The sequence below is a fragment of the Staphylococcus sp. GDX8P114P-2 genome, assembly GCF_017892945.1.
Taxonomy (GTDB): Bacteria; Bacillota; Bacilli; order Staphylococcales; family Staphylococcaceae; genus Staphylococcus; species Staphylococcus arlettae.
In genome coordinates this window covers 63,181-89,348 of sequence record NZ_JAESMB010000012.1, presented here as the reverse complement: position 1 = coordinate 89,348, position 26,168 = coordinate 63,181, and the positions used below count along the sequence as shown (strand labels likewise).

At 32.7% G+C, this 26,168-nt stretch carries 29 protein-coding genes, 2 tRNA genes and 1 riboswitch; of the genes, 3 read left to right on the top strand and 28 right to left on the bottom strand.

All coding sequences use genetic code 11. The features are described from left to right. Window positions 1–30 precede the first annotated feature (30 nt). From KA845_RS06590 to KA845_RS06505, 18 genes are all read right to left on the bottom strand, one after another. A tRNA-Gly gene (locus KA845_RS06590) sits at window positions 31–104 on the bottom strand. Window positions 105–121: 17 nt separating this feature from the next. Next, window positions 122–207: transfer RNA gene (locus tag KA845_RS06585), tRNA-Leu, on the bottom strand. Between the two features lie 310 nt (window positions 208–517). Then, window positions 518–970, bottom strand: a complete 453-nt coding sequence (locus KA845_RS06580; protein ID WP_002509023.1) for a SprT family protein — start codon at window positions 968–970, stop codon at window positions 518–520. Continuing rightward, the gene (locus KA845_RS06575) at window positions 960–3,113 is read right to left on the bottom strand and encodes a Tex family protein (RefSeq protein ID WP_103387738.1); all 2,154 of its coding nucleotides are present in this window, start codon (window positions 3,111–3,113) and stop codon (window positions 960–962) included. The genes KA845_RS06580 and KA845_RS06575 overlap by 11 nt, the downstream gene beginning before the upstream one ends. A gap of 149 nt (window positions 3,114–3,262) precedes the next feature. Beyond that, on the bottom strand, window positions 3,263–4,033 hold the full coding sequence (sigB, locus tag KA845_RS06570; RefSeq protein WP_103387739.1) for an RNA polymerase sigma factor SigB: 771 nt from the start codon (window positions 4,031–4,033) through the stop codon (window positions 3,263–3,265). Next, entirely contained in the window at window positions 4,008–4,487 is a 480-nt protein-coding gene (rsbW, locus tag KA845_RS06565) for an anti-sigma B factor RsbW (protein ID WP_002509020.1), read from the bottom strand. The genes sigB and rsbW overlap by 26 nt, the downstream gene beginning before the upstream one ends. Before the next feature lies 1 nt (window position 4,488). Further along, on the bottom strand, window positions 4,489–4,815 hold the full coding sequence (locus KA845_RS06560; RefSeq protein WP_002509019.1) for an anti-sigma factor antagonist: 327 nt from the start codon (window positions 4,813–4,815) through the stop codon (window positions 4,489–4,491). Window positions 4,816–4,897: 82 nt separating this feature from the next. Next, on the bottom strand, window positions 4,898–5,899 hold the full coding sequence (locus tag KA845_RS06555) for a SpoIIE family protein phosphatase (protein ID WP_103387740.1): 1,002 nt from the start codon (window positions 5,897–5,899) through the stop codon (window positions 4,898–4,900). A 271-nt stretch (window positions 5,900–6,170) separates the two neighbouring features. Next, a complete protein-coding gene (locus tag KA845_RS06550; RefSeq protein ID WP_002509017.1) occupies window positions 6,171–6,527 on the bottom strand; it encodes a type II toxin-antitoxin system PemK/MazF family toxin in 357 nt (118 codons plus the stop codon). Next, a complete protein-coding gene (gene mazE / locus KA845_RS06545) occupies window positions 6,527–6,697 on the bottom strand; it encodes a type II toxin-antitoxin system antitoxin MazE (protein WP_002509016.1) in 171 nt (56 codons plus the stop codon). Before mazE ends, KA845_RS06550 begins: the two co-directional genes overlap by 1 nt. 88 nt (window positions 6,698–6,785) lie before the next feature. Continuing rightward, window positions 6,786–7,934 carry an alanine racemase gene (gene alr, locus KA845_RS06540; protein ID WP_210127872.1) on the bottom strand — a complete coding sequence of 383 codons (1,149 nt, stop codon included), beginning with the start codon at window positions 7,932–7,934 and terminating at the stop codon, window positions 6,786–6,788. Between the two features lie 111 nt (window positions 7,935–8,045). Then, window positions 8,046–8,399, bottom strand: coding sequence for a holo-ACP synthase (gene acpS / locus KA845_RS06535; protein WP_002509014.1), 354 nt, complete (start codon window positions 8,397–8,399; stop codon window positions 8,046–8,048). A 42-nt stretch (window positions 8,400–8,441) separates the two neighbouring features. Then, entirely contained in the window at window positions 8,442–8,915 is a 474-nt protein-coding gene (locus tag KA845_RS06530) for a PH domain-containing protein (RefSeq protein ID WP_021459211.1), read from the bottom strand. Then, window positions 8,908–10,404, bottom strand: a complete 1,497-nt coding sequence (locus KA845_RS06525) for a PH domain-containing protein (RefSeq protein ID WP_103387741.1) — start codon at window positions 10,402–10,404, stop codon at window positions 8,908–8,910. The genes KA845_RS06530 and KA845_RS06525 overlap by 8 nt, the downstream gene beginning before the upstream one ends. Continuing rightward, window positions 10,397–10,870, bottom strand: coding sequence for a PH domain-containing protein (locus KA845_RS06520; RefSeq protein ID WP_002509011.1), 474 nt, complete (start codon window positions 10,868–10,870; stop codon window positions 10,397–10,399). The genes KA845_RS06525 and KA845_RS06520 overlap by 8 nt, the downstream gene beginning before the upstream one ends. Window positions 10,871–11,109: 239 nt before the next feature. Further along, window positions 11,110–12,621, bottom strand: a complete 1,512-nt coding sequence (gene cshA / locus KA845_RS06515; RefSeq protein ID WP_002509010.1) for a degradosome RNA helicase CshA — start codon at window positions 12,619–12,621, stop codon at window positions 11,110–11,112. Between the two features lie 450 nt (window positions 12,622–13,071). Next, a complete protein-coding gene (locus KA845_RS06510) occupies window positions 13,072–14,427 on the bottom strand; it encodes a UDP-N-acetylmuramoyl-tripeptide--D-alanyl-D-alanine ligase (RefSeq protein WP_210127871.1) in 1,356 nt (451 codons plus the stop codon). A gap of 11 nt (window positions 14,428–14,438) precedes the next feature. Beyond that, window positions 14,439–15,509, bottom strand: a complete 1,071-nt coding sequence (locus KA845_RS06505; protein WP_002509008.1) for a D-alanine--D-alanine ligase — start codon at window positions 15,507–15,509, stop codon at window positions 14,439–14,441. A gap of 239 nt (window positions 15,510–15,748) precedes the next feature. On the opposite strand from KA845_RS06505, the gene KA845_RS06500 reads away from it, so the two are divergent. Further along, the gene (locus tag KA845_RS06500) at window positions 15,749–16,945 is read left to right on the top strand and encodes an FtsW/RodA/SpoVE family cell cycle protein (protein WP_103387743.1); all 1,197 of its coding nucleotides are present in this window, start codon (window positions 15,749–15,751) and stop codon (window positions 16,943–16,945) included. 47 nt (window positions 16,946–16,992) lie between these two features. Here the strand turns inward: KA845_RS06500 and KA845_RS06495 are convergent, their stop codons facing one another. The 3 genes from KA845_RS06495 to csoR all read right to left on the bottom strand — a co-directional run bounded on the left by KA845_RS06495 (window position 16,993) and on the right by csoR (window position 17,814). Further along, window positions 16,993–17,133: an Lmo0850 family protein gene (locus KA845_RS06495; protein WP_002509006.1), complete on the bottom strand. Its 141-nt coding sequence runs from the start codon at window positions 17,131–17,133 to the stop codon at window positions 16,993–16,995. A 169-nt stretch (window positions 17,134–17,302) separates the two neighbouring features. Continuing rightward, entirely contained in the window at window positions 17,303–17,509 is a 207-nt protein-coding gene (gene csoZ, locus KA845_RS06490; RefSeq protein ID WP_210127870.1) for a putative copper chaperone CsoZ, read from the bottom strand. A gap of 11 nt (window positions 17,510–17,520) precedes the next feature. Continuing rightward, window positions 17,521–17,814, bottom strand: coding sequence for a copper-sensing transcriptional repressor CsoR (gene csoR, locus KA845_RS06485; RefSeq protein ID WP_002509004.1), 294 nt, complete (start codon window positions 17,812–17,814; stop codon window positions 17,521–17,523). A 139-nt stretch (window positions 17,815–17,953) separates the two neighbouring features. Here csoR and cls point away from each other — a divergent pair, with 139 nt between their 5' ends. Further along, a complete protein-coding gene (gene cls / locus KA845_RS06480; RefSeq protein WP_103387744.1) occupies window positions 17,954–19,438 on the top strand; it encodes a cardiolipin synthase in 1,485 nt (494 codons plus the stop codon). A gap of 90 nt (window positions 19,439–19,528) precedes the next feature. After that, the gene (locus tag KA845_RS06475; RefSeq protein WP_167868168.1) at window positions 19,529–20,170 is read left to right on the top strand and encodes an HD domain-containing protein; all 642 of its coding nucleotides are present in this window, start codon (window positions 19,529–19,531) and stop codon (window positions 20,168–20,170) included. Between the two features lie 58 nt (window positions 20,171–20,228). Here KA845_RS06475 and yidC read toward each other — a convergent pair whose 3' ends face one another. The 7 genes from yidC to KA845_RS06440 form a co-directional block, all read right to left on the bottom strand. Next, window positions 20,229–21,095, bottom strand: coding sequence for a membrane protein insertase YidC (yidC, locus tag KA845_RS06470; protein ID WP_002509001.1), 867 nt, complete (start codon window positions 21,093–21,095; stop codon window positions 20,229–20,231). A gap of 86 nt (window positions 21,096–21,181) precedes the next feature. Further along, entirely contained in the window at window positions 21,182–21,817 is a 636-nt protein-coding gene (gene thiE, locus KA845_RS06465; RefSeq protein WP_103387746.1) for a thiamine phosphate synthase, read from the bottom strand. Between the two features lie 3 nt (window positions 21,818–21,820). Beyond that, window positions 21,821–22,603 (bottom strand): hydroxyethylthiazole kinase, encoded by a 783-nt coding sequence (gene thiM, locus KA845_RS06460; protein WP_103387750.1) that lies wholly within the window; start codon window positions 22,601–22,603, stop codon window positions 21,821–21,823. Continuing rightward, window positions 22,596–23,417, bottom strand: a complete 822-nt coding sequence (thiD, locus tag KA845_RS06455) for a bifunctional hydroxymethylpyrimidine kinase/phosphomethylpyrimidine kinase (protein WP_002508998.1) — start codon at window positions 23,415–23,417, stop codon at window positions 22,596–22,598. The genes thiM and thiD overlap by 8 nt, the downstream gene beginning before the upstream one ends. Further along, window positions 23,404–24,099, bottom strand: coding sequence for a thiaminase II (gene tenA / locus KA845_RS06450; RefSeq protein ID WP_002508997.1), 696 nt, complete (start codon window positions 24,097–24,099; stop codon window positions 23,404–23,406). Before tenA ends, thiD begins: the two co-directional genes overlap by 14 nt. A gap of 75 nt (window positions 24,100–24,174) precedes the next feature. After that, a riboswitch (TPP riboswitch) is annotated at window positions 24,175–24,276 on the bottom strand. A 258-nt stretch (window positions 24,277–24,534) separates the two neighbouring features. Then, entirely contained in the window at window positions 24,535–25,236 is a 702-nt protein-coding gene (locus KA845_RS06445; protein ID WP_210127869.1) for a transglycosylase family protein, read from the bottom strand. Window positions 25,237–25,667: 431 nt separating this feature from the next. Continuing rightward, the gene (locus KA845_RS06440; RefSeq protein WP_002508995.1) at window positions 25,668–26,036 is read right to left on the bottom strand and encodes a single-stranded DNA-binding protein; all 369 of its coding nucleotides are present in this window, start codon (window positions 26,034–26,036) and stop codon (window positions 25,668–25,670) included. Between the last annotated feature and the right edge of the window lie 132 nt (window positions 26,037–26,168).

The following is a 26,168-nucleotide window of genomic DNA, read 5'->3' as shown; positions in this document are numbered from 1 at the left end:
TCAGTTTTCAATGTTCATTTAAGATTTGATTGGAGCGGGTGATGGGAATCGAACCCACAACATCAGCTTGGAAGGCTGAGGTTTTGCCATTAAACTACACCCGCATATTACAATTGATTTTTGGTGCGGCCGAGAGGATTTGAACCTCCACGGGATTACTCCCACTAGGCCCTCAACCTAGCGCGTCTGCCATTCCGCCACGACCGCTAGGCAAAACGGTTAGTACTTCATCAGAACATTAACTATTGTAACGTAATGTTAACGTGATGTCAACACTTTTGTTATTTGGTTTTAACATACTTAACATGTACTCAATAATTGCAGTTATTATTTTTGCAACGTTTATTATCATATACCATGATTCTTACATCGTCAATTGTTTTTAATGAATTTTTTAATTTTATAATCTAAAATAAGTTACGATTTACCTTTAAATATCAATTTTATTCAAAACATCACTTTTATACGCTAATAAAACAAATAGAGAGCTGTAACATTCGTTACAACTCTCTATTTATTATTTCTTTTCTATTAATGTTAATTTTTGATGGCACAGACTGCAGACCATTTTACGAGTATTAACTTTACGAATTCTCATGAACTTAGTTTTACAATTAGTGCACTCATAAATATAATTTGCACGTGATTCATAACTTTCAAGTGGTTCACAATATCTTGGTGCATTTACTTGTTTGCTTAATTTTTTGAAATCATAATCTTTATGTTTGTAACCTTTGCCTTCTAAATGTAAATGATAGTGACATAACTCGTGCTTTATAATATTCGTCAATGCCTCCATGCCATACATAGTATATTGTTTGTGATTTATTTCAATATTATGTGAATGTAACAAGTATCTTCCGCCTGTAGTTCTTAATCTGTTGTTAAAATAGGCTCGATGCTTAAAAGGCTTGTTAAAATTTTCTAAGGATACCTTTTCAACACAACTTTGTAATTCATTATTTTGCATATGGATCAACCATAGTTAATGCTACCTTGCCTTTTTGCTCATCTATATCGACAATCCATACATCTACTATATCGCCTACACTAACGATATCCATAGGATTTTTCACAAATTTCTTGGCAAGTTTTGAAATATGCACTAAGCCATCTTGTTTTACCCCGATATCAACAAATGCACCAAAATCTACTACATTACGTACTGTTCCGCTTAATTTCATACCTTCAGTTAAATCTTCTATAGATAACACATCAGATTTTAAAATAGGTGTTTCATAGTTGTCTCTTGGATCTCTATTAGGTGCAATCAATGCTGCTATAATATCTTCTAAAGTAGGTAATCCAACATTTAGTTGTTCTGCAATTTGTTGCTGGTCTATCTTTGTGAGTTTATCTTTTAGCAGTTGAGAGCCTAAATCGCTTTTAGTTAAGCCAATATCATTAAGTAAGTTATTTGTTATATCATAACTTTCAGGATGTATTGCTGTATTATCTAATGGTTCTTCACCATCAACAATACGTAAAAATCCAATACTTTGTTCAAAAGTTTTAGCTCCTAAACGTTTTACTTTAGCGATTTCTTTATAATGTTTAATTCCACCGTGTTCTTCTCTATATTGAATTAAATTATCTGCAATTGTACGTGACAACCCTGCCACATGTTGTAATAAAGAATGTGATGCAGTATTTACATCTACTCCTACTTGGTTTACAGCTGTTTCCACGACAAACGTTAATGCTTTTTCTAACTCTTTTTGGTTTACATCATGTTGGTATTGCCCCACACCGATGGATTTTGGATCTATTTTAACGAGTTCGCTCAATGGATCTTGTACTCTTCTACCAATTGACACTGCACTTCGTTCTTCTACTTGAAAATCTGGAAACTCTGCTCTTGCAATTTCAGATGCTGAATAGACAGATGCACCTGCTTCGTTAACAATGATAAATTGTACATTGAGGTTATGTTGTTGAATCATATTTGCAACAAATTGTTCTGTCTCTCTACTTGCAGTTCCATTACCAATTGCTATTAAATCTATGTTATAGTCTTTAACACATTTTAAGAAAATACTTTCTGCTTCTTTTCTTTTATTAATTGGCGGATGCGGATACATAACACTTTTAGCTATAAATGTACCGAATCGATTAATTATTGCTAACTTACATCCCGTTCTAAAAGCTGGATCCACACCTAAAATCTGTTTTCCTTTTAATGGAGGTTGTAACAATAAGTTTTTAAGATTTTCGCTAAAGACATCAATTGCATGATTTTCTGCTTTTGTAGTTAAATCACTTCGTATTTCACGCTCAATTGAAGGCATGATTAGTCGTTTCAAACTATCTTGAATTGCTATAATTATCAAATCACTATTCGGATTGTTTTCTGTTATTTCTTGTTTGCGGATAAAGTTTTCAAGTCCTGTAGAATCCATTGCTATTTTAGCAGTTAAGACTTTTTCATTTTCGCCTCTATTTATCGCTAAAATTCGGTGATTAGCAATGCTCTTAATGGGCTCACTAAAATCATAATACATTTCGAAAATTGATTTTTCATCTTCAGCATTCTTTTTCTTCTGAGTGATTATTTTTCCTTGTTGATATGTATCTTTTAAAATTTTCGTTCTGTATTTTGGATTATCTGAGATTTGTTCTGCCAAAATATCTTGTGCACCTTTTATGGCTTCATCCACAGTTTGGACTTCCTCTGAGATATACGTTGGAGCAAGTTGTTGTATTGGTGTTGTATTATCACCTTTCTTGATGATATCCGCTAGCGGTTGCAATCCTTTTCTTTTAGCCTCAGTCGCTCTAGTTTTTTTCTTTTGTTTAAATGGTCGATATAGATCTTCAACACGTTGTAATTTTGTTTGTTTTAAAATATCTTGTTTTAATTCATTCGTTAATAATCCTTGCTCTTCAATATTATGAATTACTTCTTCTTTTCTTTTAAGCAAGTTAACCATATATTGATATTCATCATTAATTAATTTAATTTCAACTTCATCTAGCCCACCAGTTTGTTCTTTTCTATATCTGGCGATAAATGGCACAGTATTTTTATCTTCTAATAATTCAAGTACAGAGTTTATCTGTTTTTCAGAAAAACTATACTTCTCACGAATTGATGTAATTAAATTTTTATTCATATTATCCTCCGTACGTTGCTATTGTAATTCATTAGTTATTTTAACATATTCTATGTATTCTACTTTTATAATCACTACACATTAGTCTCCAATAATTATAAATGCATATAAAATAAGACAGAAACTTTGTACTCGTTTCTGTCCAATCATTATTTTTTTGCAGCTTCTTGTAATTTTTTAATTGCGGTACGTTGAAGGCGAGATACGTGCATTTGGCTTAAACCAATACGTTCTCCTGTTTCTTTCTGACTCAAACCCTCAATGAATGTACATTGAATGATTTGTCTTTCTCTTTCTGATAATATAGGTAGAATTTTTTCTAAAATCATGCGCTTTTCTGTTAAGTCATAATTATCATCTTGTTGGCCCATAATATCTAATAAAGTTACAGTTGACCCATCTTTATCCGCTTCAATAGAATGATCGACACTCAACGCATTATAACTTTGACTCATTTCCATAGCTTCTAATACGTCCTCATCGCTCACTTCTAGCCTATTGGCAATTTCAGAAATTGATGGTGAACGTTCTAACTCGTTAGTTAATTCATCACTGACCTTTTTAATTCGTGGACCTATTTCTTTAATTCTTCTCGGTACATGGACACTCCATGTTTTATCACGAAGGTAGCGTTTAATTTCTCCTATAACTGTAGGAACTAAAAATGCTTCGAACTTTCTATCAAAAGATAAGTCGAATCTGTTTATCGCACCAATTAAACCAACCATACCGACCTGAACTAAATCTTCATGATGAGATTGCCCCTTTGAGTACTTATAAGCTAATGACTCAATGAGTTTACGATAATGTTGAACTAAATGATCTTGCGCATTTGTCGCTTCATTATTTTGATGTTCTTTTATCCATTTATTAATTTGTTCAGGTGATACATCATTAACTGATTTCGACTCTTTCGCCATTATTTCGCACCTGCTCTTTTTTAATATACTTTATCATACTGATCGTTACACCAGATTTTTTATCTACTGTAACTTCATCCATTAATGACTCAATTAAAAACAGACCTAATCCACCTTCTCTTAAGAAGTCAATATTTTCATTTTCTTGGTAAGGTCCTAATTGTGCTTTTGTTTCTTCGTAATCAAAGCTTTCACCTTGATCTGATATTATAATTTTAATTTTATCTTCAAAAATTTCAAAACAAAGGTTAATCATACCTACTACAGCGCCATCTTTATATGCATGTTTTACGGCGTTTGTTACTGCTTCGCTCACTGCTATTTTAGCATCTTCAATATCGTCATATGTTGCGCCAGCTCTTGAGAATACGCCAGATAAAGTTAATCTAATTAAACTCACATATTCCGCAGAGGCTGGTAAGCGCATTTCAATATAGTCCTGTTTAGTTTGCATGTTATTCAACCTCCGTTCCTTCATTAACATGCATCAAATCTTTTAACCCTGTAATATCAAAAAGACGGCTAATTCGATCAGAAGCACCTAATATATATAATTCCTTATTATTTTGATTCAATGCTTTTAATGTTCCTACAAAAAGACCTAATCCAGTTGAATCCATGTAACTCACGTTTTCTAAGTTCACGTGCACATTATGAGTGCCTTCCTGACGCATTGGTACTAGTACCTCTTCTAATTCTGGTACAGTGTATACATCAAGTTCACCGCCAACTTTTACTTCATAATATTCATCATGAGTTATCGTTTCAATGTTAAGATTCATTTTACTACACTCCTAATTATAGTCTTATTTCTTCATGCTATACCCCTAATAAACAAAAATATTCTATTAAAAAATAAACAAATTAATTTACACGTTTAATGATTAAAATCGTTAAATCATCTCTTTTTTTAGGATTTTGTATTTTCAAGATGGCTTCGTATAACAGCTGCACAATGTCTTGCGGATGCATATGTTTATACTTGTGTATCATATCAAGTAATTGGTCTTTATTTATAAATTCGCCTTCTTCATTTCGAACCTCTGTAACACCATCAGTAAATATAATTACTAAATCATCTAAAAAAATCGGTATTTCTTGTTGTTGATATCTCGTTTGTTGGCTTACACCTAACACTCTACCACGTACATCTATTTCTTCGAATGTTTGAGTTTCAGCTCTATATATATAACCAGGCTCATGTCCTGCTGAACTACAATATAATAAATGGTTCATCTCTTCATATAACCCATAAAACATAGTTACAAACATATTTTGGTTAACATTTTTTTCTACAACACGATTTAATCGCTTTAACCCATCACTTGGTAACTGTGAATGACCATATGAATCCATTCCGAATTTAATCATGCTCATTGCTAGTGCAGCTGGAATACCTTTACCAATAACATCTGCTACTGCAAAACTCATAGTACCGTCTTTGTGGTCAATCAAATTAAAATAGTCTCCACTTACTTTTTGTGCCGCAACTGAAATGACACCTATTTGGATACTATCAAACTGTGGAATATCTGTTTTTAGCATTGTTTGTTGTAACCTCGAAGCTAAATCCATTTCTTTATCATGGTATTGGAGGCGATCGACCATCTGCTGGTAATCTCTATAACTATAACCAAAACCTTTCACAATTTCTTCAAGTACTACTAAGCTTTCTAAAATTTGATTTTGTTCTAAATCAAGTAAAGTTATATAGTCTTTGTGTATTTCCACAATATGTTCTGGCAAAATATCTCGTTTAATAACTTCATCAGTAAAAGCTTCGCATTTTTTTAATAACGCATCTTTGCCAACAGAGGTCAAACTTAAATCTATCAGTGCTCTATATTGCTTTTTAAATTCTTCCACGCTGTTAAACCTCCTATATCAATACAATTACCATTTACACAGCATTGATTGAGTGCTACTTAATATTAATATATCACTTATTAATATTAATCAAAAATAGTGCTAGATGTAAACTAAAAGTTAAAAAAGCCTTAGGGTTTCCTAAAGCTTTCCGAAGTGTATTACTTATTTTACAACGTATTCGAACCCTATATTATTCTAAACGGTGTGACGTGCTAATTTAATTTAATATGTTTGTTAAACTTTTATATTATAACATCCAACTGTGCCTTTACTTATGATGCCTATTATTATGTAATCCTAAACTTATGTCAATTGCTATGTTGACTTCTTTCATTTTATCTTCTGATAAGTATGTTAACTTTTCTTTTAATCTTTTTTTATCTAACGTTCGAATCTGCTCAAGTAATATAACTGAATCCTTATCCAATTTATACTTTTTCTTTTCAATTTCAACATGTGTTGGTATTTTAGCTTTATTTATCCTACCAGTGATTGCAGCTACAATCACGGTAGGACTATATTTATTACCAGTATCATTTTGAATAATTACAACTGGTCTTACTCCCCCTTGTTCAGACCCTTGTACTGGTGATAAGTCAGCTAAGTAGACGTCTCCTCGTCTCATTAGTCATTAGTGTTACTAGCACTAATATATGATTCGTTGCAATCACAAGCTTCACATTCGAATGGAAAAGCTTCTGCTGCAAGGGAGAGATTCAAATCAGCCATTTGGGAATAGCCTTCTTTTAAAGATTGTTCTATGTTATGATTTCTACTTTGGTTAAAACTTGGCATGAATAAAACCTCCGTGTGAGTCAAGAAATAGTTTACTATGTGTATCTAATTACATTCATAATAACAAATTTTAAAATCAGTGACTATACTATTTTAATAATTCATTGTGAATTTCTAAGTCTTTAGTACCATAATAAACTCTTGGCAAACGTCTGCCGAGGTTACAAAGCACTTCATAATTTATTGAATGTTGTTGTAATGCCAAGGCTTCAGCAGCTTGTGGTGAATCTGCATGATGATCCATTAAAATGACTTTATCACCAACTTGAATATCTTCAGAGATTTTAATTATTATTTGATCCATACACACTTTGCCAATGATTTCACACTGTTGTCCATTAACATTGACATTAAATCCAGTCATTAATCGAGAAAAACCATCAGCATAACCAACTGGTAATATTGCAATTCTCGTAGGCTCTGTCGCAGTGTAAATACTACCGTAACTGACTGATTCTCCAACAGCTAGTGTTTTAGTTTGTACTACCTCTGTAACCCACTGTGCGGCAGGCTTTAAATGTACTTTGACATTTTCTTTAACATACGCCGATGGATAGTAGCCGTACAATGAGATACCAATGCGCACTGCATTGCAAAATTGACTATCTTTCATTAATGCGCCAGCTGAATTTTGCGAATGAATATAGCGCGGCTTTATGGCAGAAGATACTATTGTTTCAAAGCGCTGTTGTTGTTTGTTCATTGAGTCACCAGGTTCATCAGCACAAGCAAAATGAGTGTATACACCTTCAAATATTAAATGTTCATAGTCATTAATTAAGTCAATCGTTGATTGGTATTCATCTGCAGTAGTCATCCCTAACCTGCCCATACCAGTATCTATTTTAATATGTAACCATAAATCTTTAGCGTTATTTTCTGGTATTTCAGCTACAGCTGTTTGTAACCACTCTAATGATGGTACAGTCACTGCTACTCTATGTTGAATTGCTTTACTAATATGAGCAGTAGGTATTACTCCTAGTACTAATATTTGAGCGTGTACACCATGCATACGTAGTTCGATTGCTTCATCTAATGTTGCTACTGCAAAAAAATCTACACTTTGCTCTACTAATTTTTTGGCAATAGGAATACTTCCTAGTCCGTAACCATTTGCTTTAACTACAGGAATAACTGTTTTATTAGGGTGTAACTTTTTAAATACTTGATAATTCGATGCTATTTCATTTAAATCAACATTTATATAGGTCGATCTGTAATATTTATCGGTCATTAAATATTTCCTCCTATTTTCACTCACATCACCAAAAGATAATTTATTAATAATTTAATTTTATAATAAATAGTTTGCCTATCCAACGAAAAGGTATCTTAAATTGATAATTTATTGATATTCTAAGGTTACTTGACTCATTGCATAATGTTCGGTATGTGTAATACTTACATGCACATTAAAGCCATCGTAGATAATACAAGGCTTTCCTAAGTCATCATTAAAGCAATCTATGTCACTAAAGGCTATAGTTTTTCCTAAACCTGTCCCCAAGGCTTTACTAAAAGCTTCTTTACATGCAAAACGGCCTGCTAAAAATTCTATTTTTCGTTGATTATTATTAAAACTATGAAACTGTTGTTGTTCATTTGTAGATAAGATTCTGCTTAATAACTTTTCTTGTCTTTCATATAAAGTTTGAATACGTTGTATTTCAATTAAATCTATTCCAATACCATGTATCATAGTATCCACTTCTTTCATCTAATAATTTACTCACTTACAGCATCATTTCATCGGTGCTTTAATATGTTGCTTTAACAACTCTGCTTGGTCTTTTGTTATTAACATAATTTGTGCATTACCACCTGCTGTAGACAAAATAATATTAGCTAAGTGATATTTACGCATAATAATACCTTCATATGTATCAACATTTTGAATTCTAAATAATGGGATACTTTGAGTCGTTATAAACCATAATCCACTTTGAATTTTTAATTCATCATCAATGAGTTGATATTTAAAATTTTTAAAACGATATCGTGGTATGACCACACCATTAATTATAAAGTTCAAAATGCCCAAAATACATACACTAAATACTATCCAAAATATGACTGGAAAACTAAAAAAATCAAGCCATAAAACTTCGATTATTAAAAAAATTAATGCAGCAGTAATGAAAGACACTGAAAATATTAATGACTTTATACCCATGACACGCATGCTTTTTTCATCCATTCGTTTATAGTTATTCATGGCCGTCACCTCTTAAATACCAAGCTTTCAAATCTAACGCTTGTTGCTTCTCTACAAATCGTAATCCTATTTTCGTATTAGCGATTCCTTTTGCTACGATACACTTAAAGCTACGTAATTTACTTTTATCCATAAATGGATTACTAGTAAGTTCCATACCTAATATTTTATCTTTCTTTAAATAAAATTGCTTAATTCCAATTAACGAAACGTTTCTTATTACTAATTGATCATCGAAATAATATAAACCAGAACTTTTAACTGTAATGACAGCATTTATAATTAACAATATTATAATCATACAGATAACTACCATTACCCAAATCGTCCAAAAATAACTAAGTGCCGCTCCAATAATTAATAGTATCGCCGCTTCTTTAATAAAATAACGATGGAATGCTCTGTTAGGCATAATTTTTGCTGCAGGTTTAAATTCAAATGAAGGTACTAATTCTTGTAGCATGCGATAAGCAGAATTACGTTTAATAAATGGTAGTATCAAAACATTACCATCAGCCATAGTTGTATCATCGCTTTCAACTTTTGTATCACTTGTAGTAACAAACGTTATTGATGTTACACCAAATAATTTTCTTACAAACGATTGTTTTTCTAATATAGCTTGAACCCTGTTTGTAGGTACTGTAATATTTTTCACATTAAATAAGCCATATCTAATAGTCAGCTGATCATTGTGTGCCGATAAAGTATAGTTATAGTATCTAATAAAGACAATTAATGTTCCAATCACATAACTTATGATTAGGATTATTGCTACAAGTAGTGACACTATAACAAATATAGCTTGTGAGATATTTGCTACTTTCTCTGATAGCCGCTCCCAAGGAATAACTTCTGAAAAACTACCTATTATCGGTGCTATAGTAGCCAATGCGATGCCTATTGCACCACTTGTCATAGCCATGAATAGTAATTGTTTCTTTGATAATTTAAATAAAACTTTATGTGGTGTACTAGCACTATTATAGTCTTGTCCTTCTTGTGTCACATTTTCTACGCTATCTGTCACTTCTTGCTGTTCTTCATTTTGCATTTGTTTTATCGTGTTACGAATATGCTCACTTTGTAATTTAGACACAGTATCTAATTCCACACCATCACTAGGTGTTTTGATTTGTAGTTTCACACCACCGACGATTTGATGTATAACACCTTGTGATGTATCTACGGTTTGAATACGTCTAATATTTAATTCTTTGCGTTTTTTGGTCACAATACCATAGTCCATAATGAAATGGTCATTTTCTATCCAATATTTTGTCTTATAAACTACCAAGGCGTGATATATAAAAGTTATTATGAAGATCGTTAAAATAATACCAGGATATATATATGATTTAGGATTAGCGAAATCAAAGCTATCCAAATTAAAGATAATAAAAATAAAGATTAACACAATGTTTTGCTTAATTGCTTCAATAACACCAGAAAGATACGATATTGGATGCAGTTTTTGAGGCTTATACATCAAAATCAGCCCCCTTTAATTGCTTAAGTGTGTCATTTTCAAATTGAATAGCTATGTTTTCATCTAACAGCGGACAGTCAATATTATGTCCAGCTGATACAGCAGATATTTTGCATAATCTCAATTTTTGTAATAAGGGATTACTTTTTCTTATTAAAAATTGTGTTCTTTCAATTTTGAAAACCTCATTTGCTTTAAATATAAATGCTTTATGTATTTCAATATGATTACCGTCGAATCGATAATACGTATATTGATATTTCAACCAAGGCCATATCAAATTGTAGCATGTAACAATTATAAACAATCCAATCCAAAGGTAAATAAGCCCATCTGACCAGTGCGCAAAATACCCAGTGACCCCTAACATTAGGATAATAATAAGCTGTATTACATAGTACATAGACGCCAACAAATAATAATATTGCAATGTCCTTTTCGGGCTTTTAACAAAATGTGGTGTCATAGATTATAATTCTCCTCTATCGCCAAATTTTTCATTTAGTATATCATATATGTATAGGACAATAAATTAGCTTCACAACATCACAAATCACTCTTCACCAATTATCCACTAGATCAAAATTAATTACCATTATGCGTTAAAACATATGCTCGTAACTACAAATTTCAAAAACATAAGAAAAGGTTGGAACAAATTAATGTTCCAACCTCGTAACTTAAACTCATATATGATGATTAATTTTATTTTTTATGGTCTGCGAATGTGCGACCTTTCATTGTTTTCTTATTGTCTTTACGGTCAGAAGGTCTATCCTTCTTTCCTTTTTTGTTATTGTAACCACCTTTGGCACGACGGTTTTTGTTATCAAATTTATTGCCACGTTTGTTGTTGTTATTATTTCTGCGTGGACCTTTTGATTGTCTACCTTTTCGTGCTAATGGTTTTTCAAATGTCAATTGTACTTCTACTTCATCATTTGCTTCAACAAGTTCTTGTAATAATGATGCAACTAATTCTACGTCATTGTATTCTTCAAGTAACTCAGTAGAGATACGTTGTAATCTAGGCTCATTTTCTTTAGCCATCCAGTTTTGAACTTTTTCTTTAATGTCATTTTCACGCGCTTTTAAAACTTCTTTTCTATGAGGTGGGCGTAATGCATTCATTTGACGATTGTTCGCTTGTTCAATTTGACGGATGTAATCCATTTCAATTGGATTGACGAATGTTACCGCAATACCCTCTTTACCAGCACGTCCTGTACGTCCAATTCTGTGCGTATAACTTTCTGTATCTTGAGGTATATCAAAATTGTATACGTGACTTACTCCAGAAATATCTAAACCACGCGCTGCTACATCAGTAGCTACTAAAATATCAATTTGGTCGTTTTTAAATTTCTTCAATACTTCTAAACGTTTTGCTTGTGTTATATCTCCGTGTAAACCTTCAGCTTTATACCCTTTAGTTAATAAAGCACTCGTTAACTCATCAACACGTCGTTTAGTACGTCCAAATACAATTGCTAATTCTGGTTGATGTACATCTAGGAAGTTCGTGAAAGTATCAAATTTTTCTAATTCTTTAACTATTGTATAGAATTCTTCAATTTGTGGATTTGATGTTTTATCATTCATCGTTTTAACGATTTCTGGATTATTCATAAATTGTTGTACTAATGTTTGAATTGCTTTAGGCATTGTAGCTGAGAATAACATCGTTTGACGTTGTTCTGCTGGGATTTTATCCATAATAAATCTCATATCATCAATGAATCCCATATTCATCATTTCATCAGCTTCATCTAATATCAATGTATGAATGTCAGCCGTTTTTAAAGTACGACGATTTAAATGGTCAATAACACGTCCAGGTGTACCTACCACGATTTGAGGTCCTTTTTTCAAGGCTTTAATTTGGCGATCTATTGGCATACCACCAAAAACAGTTACCACTTGTACTTTTTGATTTTTACTAAATGCTTTAAGTTGTTCTGCAACTTGCATAGCCAATTCTCTTGTTGGAGCTAAAATTAGTGCTTGTACCCCTTCACGTCCTACAACTTTTTCTATTAATGGGATACCAAATGCACCTGTTTTACCTGTACCTGTCTGTGCCTGACCTAGGACATCTTTACCAGCTAATGCAAAAGGGATGCTATCTTTTTGAATTGGTGTAGCTTCACTAAACCCCATTGCTTCTAAGGTTTCTACTGTTTTTTCTGAAACCCCTAGTTCTTTAAAATTTTGCAATATAATTCTCCTTTATTATCCTTAATTTCTATACATATATGTTCATTTAAGTTTCTTCAACTTCTTAATAGTACCACCTCAACAATATTATCGCAATAAAGCAAAATTACATAACTGCAATTAATCCGATACTTTTCAACTTTAATAAATCAAATAAATATTGCAATATATAGGTTGTAAGCGGTTAATTTGTTTTTCTACATTCATTTTTATTAGTCTAATTAATTTTTAAATTTATCAATATAGCGAATTCAAACTTCTTTTATATTTATAAATCATAAAAAAGGAGTGGAACAGAAATCTAATTTTTAAAAGATTGCGTCGTCCAACCCCGAAAATAATAACTAGAACTGAAAAAACATCATTTAAAGGACATTTTCAATTCAGTCACCTACTGACAATATAAAATGAGGCTGGGATGCATCAATGATGTCCCAGCCTCTTCAAATGTTAAATAAGTTTATTAACAACTTCTTCCAATTGCATTCCTCTGGAACCTTTAACCAATACTTTATCTTGTGGTTCGATTTCCTTCGAAATTGTTTCGATAAGTTGTGATTTGTCGGTAAAGTGTTGGACAATTGACACATGTTGTTGTGCTTTATTATATATATATTGTGCTTCGTGACCAAATGTATACAAAACATCTATTGCCTTATCTGCTAAATATGTGCCTACGCTTTCATGCATTGATTGACTATTCGGTCCTAATTCCAATACATCACCTAAAATCAAAATTTTTCTACCTGACATAGCTGATAATGTATCTATAGCTGCTTTCATACTTGTTGGACTGGCATTATATGCATCATTTATAACAATGGCACCGTCTTCAGTGATATGTTGCTCCATGCGCATTCCCGTTAACTTGAGTTGTGTTAAATTACGATAGATTGTATCGTAATCTAATCCTAAGTGCTTACCAATCGCAATAGCGATGGCAGCATTTTTCATATTATGCGTCCCTAATATTGGTAAATCATATTGTTCTTCACTGTTGATGTTAAAAGAAATACCTTCAGTTTCTATATCTTGCACATTACAAACATATGTATTTCCATCTTTTATGCCAATACTAGCAAGCTGCACATCTTGTAAATTAGCTACATGTGGTGTTAATAAAGGTTCATCACCATCATAGATAAACAAACCATTTGATTGTAATCCTGTCGTAATTTCAAATTTAGCTTGTGCAATCCCTTCCCGTGATCCTAAATCTTGCATATGGGATTCCCCAATATTTGTAATTACTGCGATATCGGGTTGAGCAATGTTTGATAGAAGTTCAATTTCGTGAAACCCAGACATACCCATTTCTAAAATAGATATTTCAGTATCTTGATCTAATTGTAAAATTGTTAATGGCATGCCGATTTCATTATTATAATTACCTAGAGTTTTTTTCACTTTAAATTGAGGCTTCAGTACACTTTCAATCATATCTTTAGTCGTAGTCTTACCATTAGAACCTGTTACTGCAATCACTTGTGGCTTGACATGTTTTAAATACGCTTGTGCTAATTGTTGTAAAGCTATTAATGTATCATCTACCCAAATAATTGGTCCTGTTTGAACTTCAGATAAATCACTATCTTTTTGGTAGAAACATGCACCTGCGCCATCTGCTAAAGCTTGTGATACGAATTTATGTCCATCTACATGTTCACCTTTAAAAGGCACAAATAACATATCTTGTTTAATTTGGCGAGAATCTATCTCCACACCTCTTATAATGTTATCTAAATATTGTGTGTCGATGTCACAATCAATCCAAGACTTTATTTGTTTTAACTTTACTTCAATCATTTTCAACCGCCTCAATCAATACTATATTTATTTTTCTTCTTATCTTCATGCTTCTGTTTTGCTAATTCAATTAACTTTTTAACTAACTCTGAATAGCTTAGCCCCATGTTTTCCCATAAACTTGGATACATACTATATGCTGTAAAACCAGGCATTGCATTTGTTTCATTAATAAAAATTTGATTATCTTCAGTTACAAAAAAGTCTGCACGGAGTAATCCAGCACAATCCGTTGCTTTAAATGCTTCTATAGCCATGTTGCGTAATGTAAGTTGCACTTCTTTATCTAAATCTGCTGGAATTTCCAAGCTGATTTTGCCATCTTTATATTTTGATTTATAATCATAAAATGCTACATCTTTAACAACTTCACCTGGCCAAGTCGTTTCAGGATAATCATTGCCCAACACCGCTACTTCAATTTCACGAGCATCGATTCCTTGTTCAATAACAAGTTTACGGTCAAATTGGAATGCTTCTTCAATACCAGTTTTAAGTTCTTCTTCATTATTACATTTGCTTATACCAACACTAGAACCTAAGTTAGCTGGTTTTACAAAGACTGGGTATTCTAGTTTATCATGTACTAATTTCAAGATATTACTTTCATATTTTTGATATTCACTTCTTAAAAAGCTCACGTATGGTAATTGAGGCAAACCTCTATGTGCAAACAACTGTTTCATGACAAGTTTATCCATTGAGCTTGAAGCTGCTAATACACCATTGCCAACGTATGGTAAATCTAATACTTCAAATAAGCCTTGAATCGTACCATCTTCACCATTTGGTCCGTGTAATAATGGGAATACTGCACTATATGGCTTACTATTATTGCTTGTTGTTAGTAGCTGTGAAATTTCACCCGCTTCAACATCATTTAATCGTAATGTTTCAATATCAGAGATTTCTTTTGTGATATCTGATTGTTTCTTCCAGTCACCATCATTAGTAATATAAATAATATCTATTTTATATTCATCTTTATCAATCGCATTAATGACGTTTTGTGCTGTTAAAATCGATACATCATGCTCTGCACTTTTACCTCCATATACGATACATATATTTTCTTTAGCCATCTTTTTTGCCTCCATATACAATTCTTAAACTACATCATATCACGATTATACTAATCTTTGCATTTGTAAACTAACTTGAATTCAATTAAATTTTGTACTGAGGATTAGAAATAACCATTATACTTTATTTTAATAAGAAATTTCCCATAACTGTAGTATCATTCTGGCAAAATAATTAAAAGTTCGGTAAAATTAATCTATATTATTAATGAAAGAATTACGATTTAAAGGAGTATGCAATGCTTAGTTCACGTCGTTTAAAAGATAATCATTGGATTAAACGCGTCGACTGGATCATAGTTGGCGTTATTGTGTTATTAGCAATTATAAGTGTAAGCACTATCAATTCTGCTATGGGCGGCGGACAGTATAGTACAAACTTTAGTATTAGACAAATATTGTATTATGTACTTGGTGGCATCATTGCATTTTCAATAATGCTCATCTCACCCAAAAAATTAATGAAGTATACATACTTTTTATATTTTATACTTTGCATAGGTTTATTTATCTTAATTATTATACCTGAAACCCCGTTCACCCCTATCATTAATGGTGCTAAAAGTTGGTATAAGTTAGGACCTTTAAGTATACAACCATCAGAGTTTATGAAAATTGTATTGATTATGGCTCTAGCAAAATTAGTATCACGACATAATAAATTCACTTTTAACAAATCAGTCGAGTCTGACTTCAAACTACTGTTAAAAATAATAGTAATGTCTGCCTTGCCAATGGCGTTAATTTTATTACAAAACGACTTAGGTACAACGCTCGTTTTATGCGCAATTATTGTTGGTGTCATTGTCGTTAGCGGTATTACATGGAAAATCATTGGTCCGTTATTTATAGCTGGTATTGTTATTGGTGGTTCCATTATTTTATCAATGATCTATAAACCGTCTCTGATTGAAAATGTGTTAGGCGTTAAAACTTATCAGCTCGGCCGTATAAATTCCTGGTTAGATCCTTACACATATAGTAGTGGCGATGGCTACCATTTAACAGAATCATTAAAAGCAATAGGTTCTGGGCAATTATTTGGTAAAGGGTTCAATCATGGTGAAGTTTATATTCCAGAAAATCACACTGATTTTATCTTTTCAGTTATTGGAGAGGAATTTGGTTTTATCGGATCTGTAATTATATTGTTAGTCTTTTTAGCTCTGATGTTCCATTTCATGCGCCTTGCAACGCATGTTGAACATCCATTTAACAAAACCTTCCTCATAGGCTATACAGCATTAATTTTATTCCATGTTTTACAAAACATTGGAATGACGGTGCAGTTACTGCCTATTACGGGGATTCCATTACCTTTTATTAGCTATGGTGGTAGTTCATTATGGAGCTTAATGTGTGGTATTGGCATTATTTTATCTATTGCTTATTATCAACCCAAACAATATGCTGCACAGCCCGTTTCATCTGACTAAATTGCAATAAAAAAAGGATTTTAGCTTTACGCTAAGATCCTTTTTCTTTATTTCAAACGATTCGTTGCTTTCGCAGTGCTTGGCAAAGTATGCATAACTTCAAATCTTGATTTAGTTTTCTTTATGTTTACACCTAATGATGATAATAGCTTCACTACATTGTGCAACTTGTCATTGTTATTATTCATATCATCACTCCTAACTATGTACCTTATATTTAATCTTACCCTATTTATATTCATGTTACTACAATATTTCATAATTTTTTTGAAATATTTATTTATCCTTCCATATTTTTGCATTATAAAAAAATTAAAAAACCACAGAAGTTATTTTATTAAATGACTTCTGTGGCTTTTAAAATAGAATGGTATATCCATCATCATATATTTCTTTTTCGATATTATTTAAGTTAGCTGGTGTATCAAATGTAATCTGAATAATACTTTTCTCGAGGCTAACGTGTACTTGATGGACTCCAATAATATTTAACAATTTTTGTGTTAATTGTGCTTGTTGTTTATAAGACGTTAAACCCGCTAAAAAGATGACTTTTGATTCCATGTTGTTCACCCCTAATCTTTCATGAGCTTTTGAAATGTTACTAGTAATTCTTCCATAGCCGCTTCTTGCTCGCCCGCGTTCACTTTGTCCATAATACAGCTCTTCATATGATGATCTAATAATTTTGTAGCAACACTGTTTAACGCAGAACGCGTTGCTCTGATTTGTGTTAAGACATCATCACAATAAACATCTTCATCAATCATTCTATTAATCGCTCTTACTTGCCCCTCTATACGATTCAAACGTGATTTTAAATTGGCTTTTGTCTGAGTAGAATGATGCGCTTTGTCTACCTCTGTCATGTGAAACACCTCTCTTTTTAATTCAACATCATAATATACCCCCTTGACGTATATGTCAAGTGATAAAAAGCCTACTTCATGTTACAATAGCGAAGAGTTTCGACAGTAAGACTACATAGTTACTTGGAGGTATGCCACTATGATTGATTTCTTTACATTGTTTTACCATAATTCTAATGTCATATTAAACATTGTACTTATTAGTGCGTTTATCTTAAATTTAATATTTGCTTTTACTATTATCTTTATGGAACGCCGTTCTGCCGGTTCAATTTGGGCTTGGTTATTAATTTTAGTATTAATACCTATATTAGGATTTATCGTATACTTATTATTTGGTCGTCAAATACAAAGAAAACACATTTTCAAAATAGATGAAAGCGACAAAATTGGTATAGAGATGATTGTAAACGAGCAACTTGAAGCTTTAAAAAATGATGATTTTTCAAAAGGCAATCATCAAATTGTTAAATTTAAAGATATGGTACAAATGTTGCTCTATAATAATGCTGCCTTTTTAACTACCGATAATGAAGTTACTATTTATACGGATGGCAGACAAAAGTTCGATGCTTTATTAAATGATATTATTCAAGCTAAGGATTACATACATATCCAATATTACATCTTTAGAAATGATAATTTAGGAAAAAGCATATTAACGGCATTGGAACAAAAGTTAACCGAAGGCGTTGAGGTAAAAATGCTTTATGATGATATGGGTTCACGTACATTGTCATTAAAAGATTTTAAATCTTTTCGCAAAAATGGCGGTCAAGTTGAAGCATTCTTCCCTTCGAAGTTACCATTAATCAATTTACGTATGAATAACCGTAACCACCGGAAAATTGTCATTATCGATGGTCAAATTGGTTATGTCGGTGGCTTTAACGTCGGTGATGAATATTTAGGACTGAAAAAGAAATTTGGCTATTGGCGTGATACCCACTTACGTATAGTAGGAGATGCTGTTAATGCCTTGCAATTACGTTTTATGCTCGATTGGAATTCACAATCTACACGTGACAATCTACAGTATGAAGATCGCTATTTCCCAGATGTTAATTCTGGTGGAACAATAGGTGTTCAAATTGCTTCCAGTGGTCCAGACGAAGCATGGGAACAAATTAAATATGGCTATTTGAAAATGATTGCTTCTGCAAAAGAATCAATATACATTCAATCACCTTATTTTATTCCTGATCAAGCTTTCTTAGATGCTGTTAAAATTGCAGCTTTAGGTGGTGTTAATGTCAATATTATGATACCTAATAAACCTGATCATCCATTTGTATATTGGGCAACTTATAATAATGTAGCTTCTTTATTAGAGGCCGGAGTAAATATTTATCATTATGATAATGGGTTCTTACATTCTAAGTGCATTGTCATTGATGACGAAATTGCTAGTGTAGGTACCGCTAATATGGACCATCGAAGTTTTACATTAAACTTTGAAATCAATGCCTTTATATATGATATACAAGTTGCACATCAGCTACGTGCTGCTTTCGAAAATGACTTGCATGTATCTTATCGTTTAACACAAGAATTATACGATCAAAGAAGTTTATGGATTAAATTTAAAGAAGGTATAGCAAGATTGTTATCACCGATATTATAGTAGTTATAATTCAACTATCAGGTAATAGTTACAGATTTGTTACTTGATAGTTGAATCGAATGGAGTGATCTTTTGAACCCAGAAACCCAAATGACACGTGCATACGAATATATGTGTGCATTTCATGAACACGATACGACTGGACATGATATTCCACATGTATTACGTGTAGTAGAGTTAGCAACACATATTGCTACACTTGAACAACCCGCTGATCATTTTGTCATAAAAATGGCGGCGCTATTGCATGACACTGTCGATACTAAATTAACTAATGCTACAACTGCAGTATCTAAACTACAAGCATTCTTGTCTGAAATTGGTGTCTCATCACAAAACGCAACTCATATCTGTTTTATTATTAACCATATGAGTTTTAAAAATGGGCAAAACAACGATATAACTTTGTCTAAAGAAGGACAAATTGTCCGTGATGCCGACCGTTTAGATGCGATCGGAGCTATTGGTATCGCTCGTACATTTCAGTTTGCAGGTCACTTTAATGAAGCGATGTGGTCAGATGATGCTTCATTAGAAGCACTGACAAAGAACGAAGTAGCACTAGAGCAGTTACCACCATCCGCAATCAAGCATTTTTACGAAAAATTATTCACGCTAAAATCTTTAATGCATACCGATACAGCAAAATCAATTGCACACGAAAGACATCAATTTATGCAATTATATATACAACAATTTTTCGCTGAATGGCATTTCCAACCCGATACTTAAATATAAAAAAGCTAGGACATCAATTAATGTCCTAGCTTTTTCTAACTATCTAAATCAATTATTTCTTTTTCTTCTTTGAAGCAATTTGAGTGTTTTTACCTTTTTTCTCGCTGCCTTCATTTTCTTTGTTAAATGCTTCTAACATTGGTGCAACTTCTCTTTTAGCAACTTTAGAATAATGCATATTTGCTATTTGAGTTTGGACAATCAAGAAGGCGGCACTGACAGACCAATATAAACCAAGTGCTGATGCTGAACTTAACGAAATCCAAACTATCATGATTGGTGAAATAACCATCATCATATAGCCCATCTGACGTTGTTCATTAGGCATACTTAAACTTGATACATAGGCTTGTAAGAAATATAAAATACCTGCAATAATCGTAATCCAAATATCTGGTTTAGCCAAATCAAACCATAAGAAGTTCGGATGATCCGTAAAACCACCACTAGATGGATATTTTAATACGAAGAATAATCCCATAATTACTGGCATTTGAATTAGTATTGGTAAACAACCTAACATACTCTTCATTGGATTCATATCATATTTTTTATATACTTCCATCATTTCTTGGTTAGCTGCCATTTTCTCTTCTTGCGTACGTGAACGTTTCACTTTTTCTTGAATTGCATCAATATCAGGCTTAGCAACCTTCATTTTTTCACGCATCATATGACTATTTTTATAATTTGATAACATAAATGGTAATAAAATAATACGAATTGCTAATACAATAACAATAATAGCCAAACCATAATCATTATTAAACGCTTGACCTAACCAATGTATAACTTTATCCATTGGTTCAACAAATGTATTAAAGAAAAAACCATTTCTATTTTCTGGTTTTGAATAGTCACACCCTGCTAAAAATACCATTACTCCTAGAAGTAAAGGTAGTAGCGCTTTTTTCTTCATTTTTCCACCTCTAATGATATATTCACACAAAAATCATTTTATCATATTCAACATAAAGTGGAAATCAAAAACAAAAATTTTATCTTTTATTCTACAGATTGTAAAAAATATCGAATTGTTTTTGTAATATCGTCACTTTTACTTATTGCAGAAATCACTGATATACCATCCGCACCTGCTGCTAAGACAGGCTGAAAGTTACTCGTTGTGATACCACCAATTCCTACAATAGGCATGTTTCCAACTAAACTACGCAGTGTTGTTATCATTGTCGGGCCAACTGGTGCATTAGCGTCTGCTTTCGAACTCGTATCAAACATTGGTCCTACACCGATATAGTCAATATAACTCAAATCAGATTGTTTATACTCCTCAACTGTACCTACACTTAAACCTATTATTTTGTTTGTAAAGTGTTGTCTAAATTGCTGCACATCAGTATCATTTTGTCCTACATGAACACCATCCGCTTCAATCGTCAACGCTAACTCAATATCATCATTAACAATAAATGGGACGTTATAACCTTTACACAACGTGTGCAACTTACGTGCTAATGCTTCTTTCTCAGCTCCTTGTAAAGCGCTTGATCCTTTTTCTCTAAACTGAAACATTGTGATACCTGCTTCTAACGCAGTCTTCAATATTTGTTCAATCGACTGACCATCATTTATATCTTGTGTACCACAGATAAAATATAGTTTTAAATCTTCTTTTTGCATTACTTACACCTCTTCAACTTGTCGCTGTGCCAAATAATCATCATATGTTACGTTATAAAGCGCATCAATAAACTGAGTCAAAAATGCACCTGGTCCGTTAATTGCCTGAGCAGCTTGCTCGGCAGCAATATTATAAATGCTGACAGCTTCTTCAATTATGTCTACTTTAGGCGCTAACTGTTTATTTACAAAGCTAGCGATAATACCTCCTAATAAACATCCTGCACCAGTGATACGCGTTAACATTGGCGCACCATTGGCTAATTTTAGTATTTTGTCTTCGTGTGCAATGACATCTATTTCACCTGTAATCACTATCGTTGTTTGTAACAATTGTCGTGCTTTTTTGGCTATTGTTACCACATCTAATGCAGTATTACTATCTGTACCTTTCATAGTTGTTTTAGAATCAATTAATGTTAATATCTCAGAAGCATTTCCTTTAATTACAGTTACATCTACTTCTTCTAAAAATTGTTGACAGAATGATTTTCTGAATTGGGAAGCACCAACTGCTACTGGATCAAAAACAATGGGTGTATTTTCTTCATTGGCTATTTTAGCAATTTCCAACATATCTTTTGCACTTTGTTTGGTTAACGTACCGATATTAATCACTAAAGCTCCAGCAGCTGCTAAAAATTCAGAGGCTTCCTCTGGCGCTTCACTCATTGCTGGGCTGGCACCAATACTTAATAAACCATTAGCAGTAAAATGTTTAACTACATCATTGGTATAACATATAACTAATGGGTTGTGTTGACGCAGTTTTTCTAAATTATTCATCATCTAAACCTACCTTTTTCATATAAGCAAAATGGTTAACTGGGCCTCTGCCATAACCTATTTCCGGTGTATATTCAATACTTAAAGAAATAAATTTTTTGGCTTTTTTAACAGCATCATAAATCGATTTACCCTTAGCAAGTTCAGCCGTAATTACAGCTGAGAAAGTACAGCCCGTACCATGTGTATGTTTAGTTTCAAAACGTGGTTCAGTAAATGTAAACACATCATCTTGAGTAAATAAATAATCCTTTGACTCAGTTAAATCAGCCGAATGACCTCCCTTTATCACTACGCCTTTACTACCAATTTCTTTGATAAATATGTTACCTGCTTGATAAATAGAAGACTCATCATTAATTTTGATACCAGTAATTTCTTCTGCTTCTGGAATATTTGGTGTAGCAACCGTTGCATAAGGCAACAATATAGACTGTAAGTGTTGTTTACCGACGTCTTCCATTAACGAATCACCACTTTTAGCAAGCATAACTGGGTCTATAACATATGGCTTTTCTGGATGTTGCTTAATATAAACTTGGATACGTTCCATCATATCTTTTGAAGCAATCATACCTGTTTTTAACGCTTGTGGTTGCTCATCATCATAAATACTTTCTAGTTGTTCGCTTAACCACTCAGGGTCAAGATTATGAATGTGCTGTACACCTTTAGTGTTTTGTGCAACGATACTTGTAATAGCTGCCATTCCATAAACACCACATGCATGAAAAGACTTCAAATCTGCCATTACGCCTGCACCACCTGTTGGATCAGTACCTGCGACAGTCAAGGCTATTTTAGGCTTTTTCATTAACTTTCCCTCCATAATTCCATTCTTCTTGTACATATGCCATATTGAAAAATCGTCGCTCATGTATTGTACTTTGTAGGAAAGCATCTTTAATTTGGACTAATTCTTCGTTAGAGCAATTTACTGTTAGTCGATCGATCAGTTGATCAAAAATATTTACTAAGGCATCCATTTCAGTACTATAAAACTCAAACCATTTTACTAATACACTTGAGTTATTTAACTTACGATCTTTGAGTGCTTGTTGTGCGATTACTTGATAAACATATGGACATGGCGCCATTGCTGCAATTGTATGTGCGGCATTCTCTTTAGTGTAAGCATTGTAATACATATGTTTAATATAATGATCTCCGCTCGGTGGCCACACTTTTTCTTGTACAATAGCATCGTAATTTTCACCCACAAAATCGGCAATAATTTCATGAGCTTCTACTTCACCTTCAACAATAAATTGAATTTGTTCTACTAAAAATTGAACATCTTCTAACTTTTCCATTTTGGGAATGAGTAAAGCGTATATGTTCGCAAACTCTTTTAAATATGAAGCATCTGCTCTTAAATAAAATTTCGCTGCAGCTTCTGACAAAGTGCCAGTTAACATGTCTTGTATAAAACCATCTTGATAAATATCATCAATGATGGATTGTGATGCAGTTTTTAATTCTTGTGAAAATGTCATGTATAATTCCTCCTATTAAAAAACCACATTCAACGTAAGAATGCAGTACAAATTAGGCAGAATTAAACTATGCTCTACTTTATTAGTCCACTTTCCTACGTTGGTATTAACCAAATCAGGTTATAAGGGTCTGATAACTAATATCATCTCAGCCAATAGGCACCCCTAGCAGTTTTATTATTATATTACTATTAACATAACAAAATCCTATTCATATTGCAAAATTAGATATAAATAGGGAGTGGGACAGAAATCCGATTTTGAAAAAATGATTTCGTCGTCCCACCCCGGCAAGGATGACTAGCCTTGAAACAAGCTTGGTTTAAAGCGCATTTTCAATGCAGTCAGCTACTGCCAATATGAAAAGAAGCTAGGACAATTAATATTGTCCTAGCCTCGAAATTAAATCCTTATATTCATTTACAATTATTTAAATTATGCAGTAACCCATTGTGATGGACCAACTGTGTTGTATAATTCAACTGCAGCTGCATCTTGTACTGATTCTGGAGCTTCTGCTGGTGATACACCAACGTATTCAGCTGGTGCTACTGAATCCCAAGTAGCTTGTAAGAATTGATATTTACCTGCAGCTCCTGAACTTGGATTAATAGCTGTAATATCGCCACCTGATTCACGTTGAGCGATTGTTTGTAAATGAGAGTTAACATTTACAGATGAACCACTTGTAGCTTCACTTGAGCTTTCACTGTTTGAAGAAGTTGATTCTTGTTGTGGTTGTTGAGTTTCTTCAGTTTGTGGTGCAGCTGTTTGTTGTGGTTGTTCAGCTTGCTCACTTTGTTCTGTTGATGTTGCTTGTTCTGCTGGTGCTGATTGCTCAGTATCTTGAGTTGATTGAGCATTAGTATCAGCTGTTCCTTGACCATAGCTATTGTAACTCCATGACCAATAAGTTCCATCTGAATCAAAATTGTAATCTACTTTATCGTGATTAAAATCATAGTTATAAGCACCTTCATGAATTGGCGCGTCATTTAATTGTTGAGGGTTATTTTGTGCTGTATGTGCTAATTGTGCTTTATCAATACCTTGTTCAGAAGCATCAGCTTGTCCAGATGCTACTCCTGTTACACCTAATCCTAGTGCTAATGTTGAAGTAATTACTGTCTTTTTCATTGTTAATAATCCTCCTATAAGGTAAATAATTTTTATTATCAATTTGCAGTTACCACTATAACATCCAAAATCACCTTGTAGGTTACAACAAAATAAAAAAGTATTGGCTTTTTTTACAACCTAATTACATACAATGTCATAAAAAACATAACCAAAAATGCCGATTATTACCTTCATATCAAATTTAAATTGAGCATAATTTATATATTGGTATGTAATTATCATGTAATTTATCAGATTATTCTGCATACTATTTAATCACAATTCAAAGAAATAGCCACCAATCATAAAATGAAAGATGGCCATTTCAAAGAAGTATAATTGATATTAGGATTTAAAAGTGTATATCATAGTGGTTTATATTGGGAGATAAATTTGAAATAAGATGGTAGTTTTGGCATATAAACTTCAAATTAAATAATGTAGAATTTTTATAGTTTCAAGCCGATAGGATTAGGACTACAGGCCGTTGAAACTTGTGTTAGCGATTTAGGAGAAAGAAATCTAATTGTTTCCACTAATATCTCGGTAATAAAATGTGTTTGCCCTACTTTATCATACTTAGATGATTGTAGATTCCCGATAATGGCTACTAAAGAGCCTTGTGATAAATATTGTTTAATGTTAAGTGCTCGAGTACCTAAAGCTTTACAATTTAAATAATCACATGCTTGATGCTCTGTTTTGTATTTGTAATGACGATCTACAGCTAAACTAAAGGTTGCTAGATGTTTACCCTGATTACTATAAATTTTCGGGTCTTTCGTCAGTCGTCCAACAACGACTATGTGGTTAATCATATGTCACCTCCTTATCGATATCATATACAATTAGTAGCTATACCGTCAAAACGCTAAAAGTAAGTGATTGTTGACAGAAACATTCTATATTTTATAATAACTAGCTTCTGAATTTAAAATTACGTTATAATG